This window comes from Sphingobium sp. EP60837, assembly GCF_001658005.1.
Taxonomy (GTDB): Bacteria; Pseudomonadota; Alphaproteobacteria; order Sphingomonadales; family Sphingomonadaceae; genus Sphingobium; species Sphingobium tyrosinilyticum.
This window is the reverse complement of the sequence record NZ_CP015986.1, coordinates 2,487,240-2,501,422: the sequence shown is the minus strand read 5'-3', so window position 1 is coordinate 2,501,422 and position 14,183 is coordinate 2,487,240. Positions and strand designations below refer to the sequence as shown.

At 63.9% G+C, this 14,183-nt stretch carries 14 protein-coding genes and 1 tRNA gene; 4 read left to right on the top strand and 11 right to left on the bottom strand.

Annotated elements, in window-relative coordinates; all coding sequences use genetic code 11:
• Window positions 1-50: 50 nt before the first annotated feature.
• Genes EP837_RS12140 through EP837_RS12130 form a run of 3 tightly spaced genes read right to left on the bottom strand, consistent with a single transcriptional unit; the run spans window position 51 to window position 3,855 of the window.
• The gene (locus tag EP837_RS12140) at window positions 51-452 is read right to left on the bottom strand and encodes a YdbL family protein (protein ID WP_066527918.1); all 402 of its coding nucleotides are present in this window, start codon (window positions 450-452) and stop codon (window positions 51-53) included.
• Window positions 449-637 carry a YnbE family lipoprotein gene (locus EP837_RS12135; protein WP_066527914.1) on the bottom strand — a complete coding sequence of 63 codons (189 nt, stop codon included), beginning with the start codon at window positions 635-637 and terminating at the stop codon, window positions 449-451. The genes EP837_RS12140 and EP837_RS12135 overlap by 4 nt, the downstream gene beginning before the upstream one ends.
• Entirely contained in the window at window positions 634-3,855 is a 3,222-nt protein-coding gene (locus EP837_RS12130; protein ID WP_066527911.1) for an intermembrane phospholipid transport protein YdbH family protein, read from the bottom strand. Before EP837_RS12130 ends, EP837_RS12135 begins: the two co-directional genes overlap by 4 nt.
• Window positions 3,856-3,986: 131 nt before the next feature.
• On the opposite strand from EP837_RS12130, the gene radC reads away from it, so the two are divergent.
• The gene (gene radC, locus EP837_RS12125) at window positions 3,987-4,682 is read left to right on the top strand and encodes a RadC family protein (protein WP_066527909.1); all 696 of its coding nucleotides are present in this window, start codon (window positions 3,987-3,989) and stop codon (window positions 4,680-4,682) included.
• Between the two features lie 48 nt (window positions 4,683-4,730).
• On the opposite strand, the gene EP837_RS12120 is transcribed toward radC, so the two are convergent.
• The gene (locus EP837_RS12120) at window positions 4,731-6,077 is read right to left on the bottom strand and encodes a DEAD/DEAH box helicase (RefSeq protein ID WP_066527906.1); all 1,347 of its coding nucleotides are present in this window, start codon (window positions 6,075-6,077) and stop codon (window positions 4,731-4,733) included.
• 124 nt (window positions 6,078-6,201) lie between these two features.
• Window positions 6,202-6,636 carry a hypothetical protein gene (locus EP837_RS12115; protein WP_066529367.1) on the bottom strand — a complete coding sequence of 145 codons (435 nt, stop codon included), beginning with the start codon at window positions 6,634-6,636 and terminating at the stop codon, window positions 6,202-6,204.
• Window positions 6,637-6,713: 77 nt separating this feature from the next.
• On the opposite strand from EP837_RS12115, the gene EP837_RS12110 reads away from it, so the two are divergent.
• The 3 genes from EP837_RS12110 (at window position 6,714) to EP837_RS12100 (ending at window position 9,435) form a co-directional block, all read left to right on the top strand.
• Window positions 6,714-8,153 (top strand): FAD-binding oxidoreductase, encoded by a 1,440-nt coding sequence (locus EP837_RS12110; RefSeq protein WP_066527903.1) that lies wholly within the window; start codon window positions 6,714-6,716, stop codon window positions 8,151-8,153.
• 132 nt (window positions 8,154-8,285) lie between these two features.
• A complete protein-coding gene (locus EP837_RS12105) occupies window positions 8,286-9,074 on the top strand; it encodes a SapC family protein (protein ID WP_066529366.1) in 789 nt (262 codons plus the stop codon).
• A 286-nt stretch (window positions 9,075-9,360) separates the two neighbouring features.
• Window positions 9,361-9,435: transfer RNA gene (locus EP837_RS12100), tRNA-Glu, on the top strand.
• 21 nt (window positions 9,436-9,456) lie between these two features.
• On the opposite strand, the gene EP837_RS12095 is transcribed toward EP837_RS12100, so the two are convergent.
• The 6 genes from EP837_RS12095 to gspJ are packed head-to-tail and all read right to left on the bottom strand — an operon-like array spanning window position 9,457 to window position 14,166.
• A complete protein-coding gene (locus EP837_RS12095) occupies window positions 9,457-10,206 on the bottom strand; it encodes a prepilin peptidase (RefSeq protein WP_066527900.1) in 750 nt (249 codons plus the stop codon).
• Window positions 10,203-10,925: a type II secretion system protein N gene (gene gspN / locus EP837_RS12090; protein WP_066527899.1), complete on the bottom strand. Its 723-nt coding sequence runs from the start codon at window positions 10,923-10,925 to the stop codon at window positions 10,203-10,205. Before gspN ends, EP837_RS12095 begins: the two co-directional genes overlap by 4 nt.
• The gene (gspM, locus tag EP837_RS12085; RefSeq protein ID WP_380807033.1) at window positions 10,922-11,407 is read right to left on the bottom strand and encodes a type II secretion system protein GspM; all 486 of its coding nucleotides are present in this window, start codon (window positions 11,405-11,407) and stop codon (window positions 10,922-10,924) included. Before gspM ends, gspN begins: the two co-directional genes overlap by 4 nt.
• A complete protein-coding gene (gspL, locus tag EP837_RS12080) occupies window positions 11,407-12,516 on the bottom strand; it encodes a type II secretion system protein GspL (RefSeq protein WP_066527881.1) in 1,110 nt (369 codons plus the stop codon). The genes gspM and gspL overlap by 1 nt, the downstream gene beginning before the upstream one ends.
• Complete coding sequence (gene gspK, locus EP837_RS12075) at window positions 12,513-13,502, bottom strand: type II secretion system minor pseudopilin GspK (RefSeq protein WP_066527879.1); 990 nt, start codon at window positions 13,500-13,502, stop codon at window positions 12,513-12,515. The genes gspL and gspK overlap by 4 nt, the downstream gene beginning before the upstream one ends.
• Entirely contained in the window at window positions 13,495-14,166 is a 672-nt protein-coding gene (gene gspJ / locus EP837_RS12070) for a type II secretion system minor pseudopilin GspJ (protein WP_066529364.1), read from the bottom strand. Before gspJ ends, gspK begins: the two co-directional genes overlap by 8 nt.
• Window positions 14,167-14,183 lie beyond the last annotated feature (17 nt).

The window sequence follows — 14,183 nt, the reverse complement described above, 5'->3', positions numbered from 1 at the left end:
ATCACCCTGCCGGACGAAGCAACGGAAAAACTTCGTCAATGATCGGGAATCTATCCCGCGGTCGCGCAATAGGTAGGAAGTGAAATCGGCGCTGCGCCCTTGGTTTGCCAGGGCCCTGCGCCCACACGATAGACCTGCCCCTGCTTGACCCGGCTGCTGAGAGTTTGGCATCCGGTCGCGGCGGCAACGTCCTGAACCGTGACGCCGCGCTTGCTGGCAAGATCGGTATAGGCGGCCCGGCGTTTGATGTTGATCGATTCGACTTCCGATCGCACAGCGGCGCTGACCGAACCTGCGATGCCAAGATAGCCATCCGCCTGTTCGCCGACCGCGCCTTCAGCCAGGGCCGATGCCACGGCGCCCGACTGCGCGCGGGCAGGCGCGCTCACGACCAGCCCCGTAGCCAAGGCGAAAACCGCACCAGCGGCGATTATCAAAAACTTGCGTGTCATTGCGGGAACAACTCCGGGTTATTCTGAATAAGGTCCTTCGCGTCACGTTGAAGGCGGACCACCACTTCCTGCTGAACCTTCACATTGAGGTTGATTTCGATCGGCTTGTCCGGTGCCTTCACCTGGATGCAGCCCGACAGGGCTAAACCGGCGAAACCCGCCGCCAAGATCGCTTCTCTCTTCATTTCTGCTCCCTGTTTCCCACAGTGTCGCTTTCCGCAGGCTTAACTGCAATCCCCTCGCGAATCTTCTCCTGCATCTGGTCTCCTATGCTGTTCTGGATAAGTGTCGTGGGATCGATAAAGGACTTCGCCGTACCCAGCAGCCCCCGGAAGGGCGCGGCAATGCGAACGTTGAAGATGAAGGGCAAGCCCGTCAGATTCCGCGCCATGCCCGCCGGAACATTGCCCAGCTGGCCGCGATTGACGCCATTGAAGACGACATTGGTCACCATCTCACCATCCAGAGCGCCGTCCATCAGGATGGTAAGGCATTTATACTGCAGATTCTTGAGCGCATCGAAGGCGAGCCGCCCCATCACACCCAATTGTTCGTTCGACACGGGGCCGACATAGGACAGCGTGCCCGACTGGCGGGCTGGATCGCAGGGGATCGTCGGCAACACCCCTTCAGGCATGATCAGCGGCGGCATCCCCTGCTGCCTTGCGACCAGAACGCCGCCTGCGACGCGACCGCCCTGAGCATTGAAGATCAGCGGCATGATGCCGTCGAACGTGCCGGTGGCGGAGATGTTTTCAAGCTCCATCGTCTGGATGAAGGCGCCCGCGTCTAGCCCGATGACCCGGAAGGTGAGGTAGCGATCGACATCATCGCTGAAATCCATGGTGGTGGGAAGGAGGACCAGCTGCCCGCCAGAGAAGGGCCAGCCTCCGCCTTCGATATGCACTTTTTGACCCGTTTCGATGCGATAACGCACGACGCCGTCCCGCACTTCCACACCCGGGTTGACCATTTTGATCCGCACTTGCTGTCCGGGCGCGCTGACCAGCCCCAGCAAATCGGTGAAGCGCAATTCGCCCGAAAGTCCCTCGACCGGGCCGAACGCAGCCGCCAGATTGGCATTGTCCGTCCGGAACAGGCCGTCGCTGGTGACCGTTGTTCCGTTCCACCGGATATGCCCTTGCCCCGTGACGGTGCCATTGACATTGGCCACAACGCCCAACGCGAGGCGGGTCACGTCCTCAGGCTGCAGCGTGGGGCCAAATACCAGCCCCGGCACGATCAGGTCGGCCTTGCCCCTTCCGGAGCCGAGATCATGAGCGATGTCGGCGCGTGCCACGACCGCGTCATTGCGCGGCGCCCGCAACGTGCCCGTAGCCGCAACCTTGCCGTCACGCAGGCTGAGCGCAAAGTCGGGCACCCTCAAGCGCTCGAACCGCGCTGGAGACTGCGCGTCGCGTACCATGATCGCAGCCGCCAGCTTCAGCGTTCCCCGAGCAAAGCTCCACTCTCCCGCGCTATCTTCCACGATCAGGGGAACGCTGCCGATCCTGGCGCCCGCACCGGTCACCTTGCCATTCAAGCCCTGCGCCAGGCTCTTGCCCACCAGCGTTTCCGCCGTGAACCGACCTGGCGAATCTTCGGTTCCGATCGCCAATTCGGCGCGCGACAAGGCAAAGCCACCCTGCCCCAAGTCAATCCTTGCACGGTCGGCGGATAGGTGCATTGGGCTTTGGCCGCTGCGGCCACGCAGATCGAGGCCGCGAATCTCCGCGCCCGCTTGCATCCCTGCTGGGCCAGTTGCGAACAGCGCGCCACTGCCGATGGGACATAAGGTCTGCCTCGTCCGCCCGATGGAGAAGCTGCCGTAGCGCGCCTCCTCCAGAGCCAGCGGCACGCAGCGGCGATTGATCGCAATCGCACCATTGGCGCTCACCTGCCCCTCTATCGGCGCAACCAATCCACGCAGCCGCCCACCGGGCAACGGTCCATCCAGCCTGACGCTCGTCGAAAAACGCGTATTGCCTTGAGGGCCAGCGACAAACCGCACCGGTTCCAACGCCAACCTCGCATTTCCCGCGGTATAGGGATCAAGGAACAACTGCCCGCCAAACCCTCCGCCGGGCCGCCGTGCCAGCCGAAGCGCGCCGCTCGGCAGACCGCCACCCCCGGTGGTGACTGCGCCGTCCAGCGCCCAATCGATCCGGGCCCCAGCTTTGCCCGGCCAGGCGATAGTCACCCGTCCGTCGCCTGGGATCATCACCCGCGCCCCGCTCCGCGCCTCAAAGCGTGTCCCGGTGATCACCACGCTGCCGCCCTTCCCGCGTCGCGAAAAAGCGAGGCTCGTCTGCAGAACATTTTCCTCACCGGACCGCCGCACCGCATCGGCTAGTCGTGTTGCAAGAGGCGCCACTGGCGAGCCTGCGTCCGACCGCCTCAACCCGGCCAGCGGATCACGGCCAGCAAGACGCACCTGATGCGCGGAAAGCCGCCCCTGAGCCTCTGCTTCACCCTTGCCGATCTTCCAACCGCCGATAATCTCCGAATTTCCCGCCAAAACGCCTGCAATCGACAGCGCGGACGCATTGATCCTCGCGCGCCCGGCCGTGCCGGCGGCGCTGCCGTCAAAATCTATTCTCCCCGAAGGCTTGGCCAGCACAGCGCCGCTGGACTTCAGCGCTTCGCCGGCCAGCATGACATGACCGTTCCACCGGTCGAGCGCCTTTCCAAGCCATAGGTCCAAGTCCGCCTGCGGCTTGGCGATGGCAGTTGCGCTGTCGGGGCAACCAAGCGCCGTCGCTCGCGCTGGGCCGGAAAGATGCGGCCGCTCATTGCGGATCGCGACGTCAAGCAACGCGGTCATGCCTGCCATGCTGCACCCCGCGAAGGCAGCGCGTGGCATGGCGGCGGCGAGACGCCCGCTGAACCCCGACCGCAGATTGCCCTTGCCATCGACCTGCATGCCAACCACGCCGGCATCCGTGTCGAGCCTTATCCGCGCGTCGTTCAACGCCATCCTGATATCAGGCAGGCTGAACGGCGCTTTGGACGCAGGATCGCGGAACTTGTCGAGTTCGCCAAGACGAAGCATGCCGTTCCGATAAGACCCGTGCAGACGAACACCTCCAGCCCTGACCGCCGCGACATGCGGAGAAAGGCCGGTGAAGGCGAGGTCCACTTCAACCCACCGCGCCGTCAGATCAGGATTGGCCGGGTCACCAAGGACGATATTTTCGATCCGCTGCGTGCGGAGGCCAATGTCCTTAAGGTCATAGCTGGCCTGCACGCCCCGGCGGTTCATCTCTCTACCAAGGAAATTCTCGGCGATCGGGGCACGCTGAGTCCATAGCGCCACAAGGATGAGCGCCAAGGACCCCGTCCCCACGCCCAGCCAGCGCAGCCAGCCCCGGCGAAATTCCTCTTCGCCGTCCTCAACTTCCATGCTTATGGCCAACCCCGGCTTTCAACCATTATTCCGTAACGCCTGCATAACGTCCAACACCCTTTAAATATCCTTGCCCGATATTTGCGCAACGCATAGGTCGATCTCTCTGAACGGGGGATGAGAAGGCTTTGGCGGATAGGGATGTTGCAGTCAGTCATGACGACGCGGGCCACCGCGCCCGGCTGCGGCACAAACTGGCGGACAGCGGCGGCGACGCGCTGCACGACCATGAATTGATCGAATATCTGCTCGCACTCGCCATTCCCCGGCGCGACACCAAGCCGTTGGCCAAGGCGCTGCTGCGCGAATTTGGCGGCATCGGCGGCCTCATGACCGCCGATTGGCAGGCTATCGCGCGAGTGCCGGGGATGGGCGATACCAGCATCGCAGCAGTCAAGATTGTGCACGCTACGCTGTTGCGGATGCTGCGAAACGAAGTGGCGCAACGGCCGGTATTGGCAAGTTGGCAGGCCCTGCTTGATTATCTGCGCGCCGACATGGCCTATCTGCCTGTGGAGCGAGTCCGGGTCCTGCACCTCAACAGCCGCAACATGTTGATCCGTGACGAACATATGGGTGACGGATCGATCGACCAAGCGGCCATCTACACCCGTGAGGTCATCCGCCGCGCCATCGACCTTGGCTCCTCAGCCCTTATCCTGGTTCACAATCACCCGAGCGGCTCCCCTGAACCCAGCCGTCAGGATATAGAGATCACCCGCCAGATCGCCGAAGCGGGCAAGCGGCTCAGCATTGCCGTGCACGATCATATCATTATCGGATCGCAGGGGCATAGCAGCTTGCGAGCGATGGGGTTGCTCTAGGCCCAAAACTCCGGACTGTTCACTGCCGTCGGGTGAGGAAGGTTGCGTTCAGCCCACGAAACCCACTGACAAGAACTCCGGCACTGGGCCATTCCAGCCCTCATCCGGGCTTTCTTCCACTGGTTCTGCACGACGCGGCCGCGCGCCATTGCCGTCCTGCCGAGCCGAGCGTGGTTCTTCCCGACGCCGGTCATCGCGGCGCTTGCCGGACTTGCGCTCCGCGCTCCGATCGCCTTCTGCCCGCCGCGGCTCTTCGGCCTTGGCCTCTGGTGCCGTGGCCTCAGGAGCATTGATCACCTCGATCTTCTGACCGATCAGCTTCTGAATATTGTCGATCGCCTCCGCGTCCTCGGAGGTTACGAAAGTATAGGCGACACCCTTCGCCCCCGCGCGGCCGGTGCGGCCGATGCGATGGACATAATCATCGGGATGCCATGGCGCGTCGAAGTTGAACACATGGCTGACGCCCTTGATGTCCAGCCCGCGAGCGGCGACGTCTGATGCAACCAGGATGTTGACCGTCCCGGCCCGGAACCGCTCCAACTCGGCAATGCGCGCGGACTGGTCAATATCGCCGTGAATCTCGCCGGACTTGAAGCCGTGGCGTTGCAGACTCTTGTTCAGGTCGCGCACAGTGGTCTTGCGGTTGCAGAAGATCACCGCGCTCAGCACATCCTCGGCTTCCAGCATCGCTCGCAGTGCGTCGCGCTTCTTGCGCGAATCGACCTTCACCAGCCGCTGGGTGATGTTGATCGATGCGGTTGCCGGTCGGGCCACCTCGATCGACTTGGGATTGACCAGGAAGCGGTCGGCCAGCTTCTTGATCGGCGCCGGCATTGTCGCGGAGAACAATAAAGTCTGCCGCTGCGCGGGCAGCTTGGTGCAGATTTCCTCGATATCCGGGATGAAACCCATGTCGAGCATGCGGTCGGCTTCGTCGATGACCAGCATCGAACAGCCGTTTAGCAATATCTTGCCGCGCTGGAACAGGTCCATCAGGCGGCCGGGCGTCGCAATCAGCACATCGACGCCCTTTTCCAGCGCTTTGAGCTGATCGCCCATCTGCACGCCACCGATCAGCAGCGCCATGTTGAGCTTGTGATACTTCCCGTATTTCTCGAAATTCTCGGCAACCTGCGCTGCCAACTCACGCGTCGGCTCCAGAATGAGCGAGCGCGGCATCAATGCGCGCGCGCGGCCATGGGCCAGAATGTCGATCATCGGCAGCACGAAGCTGGCGGTCTTGCCCGTCCCCGTCTGGGCGATGCCGATAATGTCCTTCATCATCAGCACGGGTGGGATAGCCTGCGCCTGAATCGGCGTGGGCGTGTCATATCCGGCCTCGTTGACGGCCTTCAATAATTCATCGGAAAGGCCGAGATCGGCAAAAGTCATTCAGTTGTCCGGGACACAGAGGCTATCCGCAGCATATCGAAACGCGTCGGAAATCGCGCGCGCCTTGCTGAAATATCGCCATCTTGTCAAGAAAATCGCGCATCAGACGCGTTTTCCCACCGCCTTAATCCTCGGGTTCAGCCTCTTCCAGCCGCTTGAAACTGCCTATCACGCAGCTGAGCCCGCTACGCGCCTGCAACTCATCCCGTCCCGAACATAATGATCCATCATCGTCTGGCTCGACATAGAAGCCGGAATAGAATCCCATCGAACTGCAACCACGCTCCAATCGTGCGCGATAGCGGTGATTGTCCGCCAGCAGCAGATCAACGCCATTCTCCACAACCACGCTAGCTGAACGAATCGAGCGCAGGGCAATGCAGCGCGGCCCTTTCTTCTCCTTCCAGGCACGGCCTGCTTGAGGCGCAAGACGCGCAGGCGCCCTGCCCTTCTTCGCCATCGGAACACGGATGATGACCCGCTGCTCGATCGTCATCTGCGCCAATTGCACGGGCTCTCCGAGCGGCGCGACGAGAAGCAGCAGAACGGAATGAAGCAAATCGAACCCCTTTTGGGGCGGCACGCTATGGGCCGGTGGTTGAACCGTCGATGAATTCCGGGGCATAACATCGTCCCATGATAGGACAAGAGATCATCGACCGGTTTAAGGCGCTGCTCGGCCCTAAAGGTGTTATCACCGATCCGGACGACGTCGCCCCCTGGCTTACCGACTGGCGCGGGCGCTTTCATGGAAATGCGGTCGCCATCCTGCAGCCGATCAGCGCGGAGGAAGTCGCAGCAACCATCACCCTTGCTGGCGAACTTGGCGTTCCCTTGGTGCCGCAGGGCGGGAATACGTCTATGGTGGGCGGCGCCACGCCTCCCCCAGACGGATCGGCGCTGATCCTCTCACTGCGCCGGATGAATCGTATTCGCGCCCTTTCAGCTGATGACAATCTCGCGGTGTGCGAAGCAGGCGTCATTCTTGCCACCCTGCACGACGCGGCCGATGCCGCCGAACGCCGCTTTCCGCTAAGCCTTGGCGCTAAGGGCTCTGCAACGATCGGCGGGCTGATATCGACCAATGCGGGTGGCACGCAGGTCTTACGTCATGGTACCATGCGCGCGCTCGTGGAGGGGCTTGAGGCTGTTCTTCCCGACGGCAGCGTTTTCCATGGTCTGGACGCCCTCAAAAAGGACAATCGCGGCTACGACATCAAACAATTGCTAATCGGAGCGGAAGGGACGCTGGGCATCATCACCGCCGCGTCGCTGCGGCTTGTCCCCGCCATTGCAGCCCGCGCGGTGGGCTGGGTGGGCGTTCGTTCCCCCGCCGATGCGCTTGCCCTGCTCCGCCTCGCCGAAGCGCGGCTTGGCGACAGCGTCGAGGCTTTTGAGATCATTGCAGATGATGGCCTGGGCCATGTACTTTCTCACATTCCCGGCGCCCGCTGCCCGATCGAAACGCGCACGCCCTGGCATGTCCTCATTGAGGTTGATCATGCTGACCTGTCCGATCCCGGCCCGGCCGAGCGGCTCGAGCAGGCCCTGGCCGAGGCGCTGGAGGACGGGCTCGCCATGGATGCGGCGATCGCCGCCAACGAAGCCCAGGCCGCCGCTTTCTGGCGCATCCGCGAATCGCTGTCGGAGGCAGAACGTGCGCAGGGGCCGGCGCTGCAATATGACATCAGCGTTCCGATTGCGCGCATGCCTGCCTTCATGATCGATGCCGCCGCGGCAGCCGAGCGCAGCTTTCCAGGCACCACCGCTTCGTCCTTCGGGCATCTGGGGGACGGCAACGTCCACTTCCACGTTCGCGCGCCCAAGGGCACAGTGGATGGCCCCGCCTGGATCGCTGCAGAAGGTCAGGTCATCAACGCCTTCGTCCATGACGCGGTCGTCGCGGCGGGCGGCTCTATTTCGGCTGAACATGGCATCGGCGAAATGAAGCGAGCGGAGCTTGGACGGCTCGCCAGCCCCGCGCGGCTGCACGCCCTGCGCGCGATCAAGGCCGCGCTCGATCCGCAGGGGCTCATGAACCCGGGTAAGCTGATCCCTCGCCCCGACGAAGGTTGAGGCAGGAAACCGCCGCATAGCGAGCCGACAAAGCGATTGCCTCGCCTGCCCAAGGTCTTTATCGCCCTCATCCAGTTTTTAGGAAAAGCAGCGCCTACGCATGCGCTGTTTTTGACAGAATGGAACAGCATCATGGCTAGCGCGCCCGCGAACAATCTCCCCGTCTTTTATAATGACCTGCTGCCGCTCAACAGCGTCGATCATGCGAGCTACCGCAGCCGGACGGTGGAATCTGCGCCCTTTCTCACCAACCAGCATGCCGTCCCGCTGACGGTCGATGAATTTGTCGCCGCGCAGCGCTTCGTGCCGATCATCTTTTCCGCTGGCGAAGAGGCCGTACCGCTGGCGCTGATGGGCCTTAACGAAGGCGTCAACACCTTCCTTGACGATGAAGGCAAGCTGCGCGGCCCCGCCTATGTGCCCGCCTATGTCCGCCGTTATCCCTGGATGCTGGCGAAGCTGCGTCCCGACAGCGATGAACTTTCGCTCTGCTTCGATCCCACTAGCGAGGCCGTTGGCGAGTTCGAGGAAGGTCAGCCGCTGTTCGAAGACGGCAAGCCCACCGAGTTGACCCAGGGCGTACTCAAATTCTGCGAGGATTTCGAACAGGCTGCTGCCCGTACCGGTCAGTTCATGAAGGACCTCAAGGAACTCGACCTGCTCATGGATGGCGAAGTCGCCATTCAGGTTCCCGGAAACGATCAGCCTTTCGTCTATCGCGGTTTCCGGATGGTGAACGAAGAAAAGCTGCGTGACATGCGCGGCGATCAGCTCCGGAAAATCAGCCAGAACGGCATGCTGCCGCTGATCTACGCGCATCTCTTCTCGCTGCAGTTGATGCGCGAAGTGTTCGAGTCTCAGGTCGCGCAGGGCAAGGGGCCGATTTCCGTCCCGGCCACACCCCAGCCTGCCGAGGCCTGAGCGGATAAAGCTAATCCATATCAACATGCTATGGAAAAGGTTTCCGCTTGCCACTTGAAAGTGGCGGAGACCTTCTTTATCTTCCAAAAATACGGCGCACCTGCCCCCCTTTCGGGTGTGTCGTATGGGCGCCTCCCCCTTTGGAGGCGTCTCCTCCCTGAACCTTGGCCACCCCATGTAATACATGGGGTGGTTTTTTATTGGGTCGATGCGCTCCGCAGTTTCGCTTGACGGCGGACGTCTGCGATCTTAGATGCCACCGCCTGCCAGCCGCCAATGCGGCCTCGGCCCCTTCGTCTAGCGGTTAGGACGCGGCCCTCTCACGGCTGAAACACGGGTTCGATTCCCGTAGGGGTCACCAGCGGTTCGGGACGAACTGCCTCTATCTGATCATCACCGACACCCACCAGCCCGGCAGCGCCGCCAGGGCAAGGCAGGTGCCCAGCGGCACGCGCGTCGTTCGATCGATTGATCGCCCCGCCGCGATGCTCGCCACCACGGCCGTGAGCCCAAGACTCGCTGCCATCAGCAGGATGAACGGCAGGGCTTGCCAGCCAAACCACGCGCCCAGCGCGCCCATCAGCTTGGCGTCACCCAATCCCAGGCCATCCCGCCCCCGAGTCGTGCGATAGACGAGCGCCACCGCCAGCAGAGCGGCATAGCCGCCCGCAGCGCCGATCAGTCGACTGGTCAGGGTTACATCGGTGACCCAAAGGCCAAGGGTCAGCCCAAGAAAAATCAGCGGCAGCGTCAGCGCGTCGGGCAACCAGAAGTGCCGCCAATCCAGCACCGCCAGCGTCAGCAGCAACCAGCCAAGCAGTGCCCACCCAGCACCAGCCAGACCTGGCGCCACCCCGCATGCAAGAGCGCCCACGATCGCACACCCCGCCTCCATCCGCCCATGGAGCGGATCGATCGCCGCGCCGCAGCTTCGGCAGCGCCCACGAAGCATTAGAGTGCTCAGCATCGGGATCAGGTCAAGGACGCCCAGCACCCGGCCGCAGCCATCGCAAGCCGATCGCCCGCGCGCCACCCCGCGTCCCTCGGGCCAGCGCAGCACCAGTGTCCCGAGAAAGCTGCCCGCAATCGCGCCCGCCACGCTACCCAGCACGGCCCACAGCGGATCGATCACAATGTCCCTTCAACCTTCAGCAGCCGCGCGCCGCCCACACCGGCGAAACCCGCCTTCCCCAACGCGTCTGTCAGCCCCGCGTCAGCCGTCTCGACCCGCATCTCTGCGACGTAACGGCCCGAGCGCCAGATACGAAGGTTAACCTTCTCCAAACCCGACTGGCTGACCAGCGGCAGCAGCAAGGCGTCGCCGTCACAACTGACTATGCCTGACAGCCCTTGGGACAGGTTAAGGCCGGGGAACTGTCCGGCTATCTGCGCGCGGACCCGCCCTTCGGCATGGCCGCAGCGATCGCCGGAGAAATAAGCAGTGACATCCTCCATGATCAGGCTGCCGATCGGCAGCGGAGCGAAGCTTCTACCCAGCGGCACTGCGCCCGTCACATCATCGATGCCGATACGTCCAATGCCTGCGGTCAAAGCACCGCTCAGGTCATCCGCTGCCCCCTCCTGCCGCCAAATATCGATCCGCGCGCGCCCCATCAGCAAGGAGATGGGCGAAAGCGCCGCTCGCACCGGCCCGACCGGCATTGTGCCTAGCATCAGCTGATCGATGCGACCGTTCCAGATCGATCCTCGCACATCCCGCGCCGCCACGCCGACCCGCTCCAACCCCGTCAGCCCAAGCGCGATCCGCATCGGCATGAACAGGATCAGTCCGAAGAAGAATAGCAGGATGAGGACGATGCGCGTCCTCGGCGACAATTGCAGGCCCATCATCGCCCTGCCCCTTGCACCAGCACCGCCTGCACCGAAACGCTGCCCGCGGTCGCCGCAGGCCGCGCACTCATCGTTTCCACGCGCACGCCCTGCGCCTCCAGGGCCGCGAGCCAGGAAAAGAGCGCGACCGGCCTGACCGACGCCATCGCTATCTCGATCCGCCCCGCCCCTTGCGCCTGCGCCCGCTCCAGCGTGAGCCCCGCCTCGCCCGCGCTCTGCCCAACAAGCTGATCGATCGTCGTTCCCGCACCCCCGGCATAGGCCCCGCGCGGCAGCGTCTTGAGCAGCTCGACCTTCGTCCGCAGCGCCGCGTTGCGATCCGTCGCCTCGATCAGCGCGTCATGCGCCGCGCGCTGCGCCGACGACAGCGGCCGCATGACGCCCAGCCAGAGGAAAACCACGGCCAGCAGGGCAAACATCACGCCCAGCATCCATTGCTCGCGCGGCGACCGCTCACCCCAAAGTTTCAGCACAGCATCCATTATGATCGCACCGTAACGTCGGCCAGCGCCCGCCCACCCGGATCTTGCGAAGGCGTCGCCGTGATGGTGAAGCCCGCCCCCTGAAGCCCCAGCAACACCGCGTTGATCTCCTCCACCTTGGCCGCAGCCAGTGTCGCGCGGATCATCCCGTCCGGCTCTCGCGAAAGCGCGGTCAGCGAGACCGCAGGCGCATCCTGCAAGGCGCTGAGCAGAGCGGCGACGGGCGCCGTAAAGGCATAAGCCCCCGCGCCCCGCGCTGCCAGTTGGCGCTCAATCTCCGCCTCCGCCTGATCCAGATCGCCCGCACCCGGCGCCACCTGCCGCGCCAACGCCAGGCTCTGCGCATCAATGTTGCTCGCCGCCACATGCTGTCGCACTACGCCGATCAACGTGATCAGCAGGCTCGCTAGCAGGATCAGCGCGCTCCACAAAAGAATGCGTGCGATCGTCCGTTTGTCGACAGTCCGGCGCACCCTTTTGGCGAAATCGCACTGCCGCATGTCCAGCGGCGGCCGGGCCAGCGCCGCAACGGCCCGTTCGACCAGCTGATCCGGCAAAACCTGCTCCATCACCGCATCAGCAGGCAGGATCAACGCCAGATCTCCCGCAAGGGCGACGTCCTTCCCTCTCAGCAGCCGTTCGCCGGCCAACTCGCCGTGCGCCACGCCCTCGACCGGCTCTGGCAGCAACAATGGCGCGGGCACGATGATATCCGGGTCCAGTCCGTGATGCTGCGCCCAAAGCAGCCAATGCTGCATGTCGCTCCGCGCCGCTACCGCGAGGATATGGGGAAGAGCCGGGTCATCATTTTCATTCGCCGCGGCAAAGAGCTGGTCGGCAGGAACAATGGCTCCCCCCAGCGCCGCCAGCCGCGCGGCCGCCCGCCCCTGCCGTGGGGCAAGCTCGGGATAAACTGCCCAATGCAGTGTCACCAGGCCCGCTGGCGGGACCAGCATCACCACAGCGTCAGCGGGCAAAGCCGTAAATCCGCAGGCGGCGAGCCAATTGGTGCCCGTCCCACTCTGCGCCACGGCGCCATCGGCGACGCGTATCCAGAACGGCTCACCCTGTTCGGGCAGCGCCAGGATCAAGCCATCGCGCACGCTCACGCGCCGCTTCCCCAGCTGCGGCGGATCAACATTGCCGGGCTCTGCCGGGCATCGATCAGCGCCCGTTCCACAACCTGCGTTCCCCCAACGTCCACCGTTACTTCCACCCCGAAAAATCCTGTCGTCAACTTGACCTGATTGGCCGCTTCCTCAAGCGGATTGATACCTTGGCTGGCGAGCGGCGCCCAGAATTGCACCGTGCTGCCGTACCCATCGGCTGGCCGCTGCGCCAGCAATTGCCGCGCCTGCGCCACGCTCACCTGCCCCTGCAGCAGCATGGCGAACAACACCGCCTGATCGGGCAGCAACGTATTGATGTTGATCGGCGATAGATCCGCTGTCGGCAGCGCGCAGACCCACGGGCGCGCCAGATCGTAAATGGCGGGCGTCACGCCATGGACCGCCCGCAATTCGCTGGCGTCGATCATAAAGCGGTTGGCGGTGCGGTAGGGCCGCGCCGCCTGCACATAGGTCTCATCCTCCGCTCCGCCCGGCTGCGGCACGTTGTCACTGTCGATCCAGTCGCCCAGCGACGCCGCCGCCACCTGCGCCTGCCGCGCATCGACGCCCAGGGTCTGCAAGAGGGCCTGGAATTGCGAGACACCGACCGGGCGGACCTTCAGATTGGCCTCATTCTCACCGGCCACCACGCTGTTGAGGTTGAAGCAGTTGCCTGCATCGGTCACCCGCGCCGCCGCGACGCCACCCGGCACGGCAACCGGCTGGGGCGTTCCCATCCAATTGCCTGCGAGCGTCGTCTTGCCGGGATTGGCGGAGACGAGATCGCCTATCCGCAGACGCGCAATCTCTGCCCCTGCATCCGCGAAGGCGCGCGCCTGGTCGACAGCACCGCCATTGCCCGTCATTCGTGTCGCCAGCGCCAGCCGCTCCAACGCCGTGGACGCAACGACAGCCATCACCGCCACCAGCAGCAGCACCGTCAGCAGGGCCGCACCCCGCTCCCCCGATTTGCCAGGATCAGCCATTGGCAGCCTCCTCCTGCAGCTTTTCCGCAGGGCCCGGCCCCACCAGAAAGCGCAGGGTGACCGGCGGCTCGCCTGTGCGTGTCACCGTCATCTCCAAGGCGCGCGGCATCAGGTCAGGCTGCGTTGGCGTCCATTCGTCCCGCCATTCGCCTTGCCCGTCGCGGAAGCGCAGCGCGACATCATCGACATTCTCCAGCAACGCAGCAGGTTCGTCCCCCGCCGCGCCATCAACCTGCGCATAGGTCCGCCGCTCCAGCCTTCCCTGTCGCACCCAATATTCGACCTTTTGGAGCGATGGCCGCGGCAACTCGCCCAGATTGTCCCACCCGCCCCTGACGAACTGCAGGACTGGCGCCGCCTCTCCCTCTCGGTGCGACCAGAAAGCAGGGGCCAGCGTGCCGGCTTCGGTGCGGCTGATCCGCGGAACCGCTTGGCCCAGATCGGCGGCCAGAGCGCCGCCCGCACGCTGCACCGCCGCCATATCGTCCAGCCGCGTCTTGATCTGCGCCTGCGCCGACACGCTGTTGCCCAACAACAATACCCCCGCCGCCGCTATCATCGCGAAGATCATCAGCGCGACAAGCAGCTCGATCAGGGTGAAACCCTGCTGCCCACCCCCGTTCGTTTCGCGCGAAGCCCGTCCTGAGCATCGCCGAAGGGCCAAGAAACGGATAGTGCATG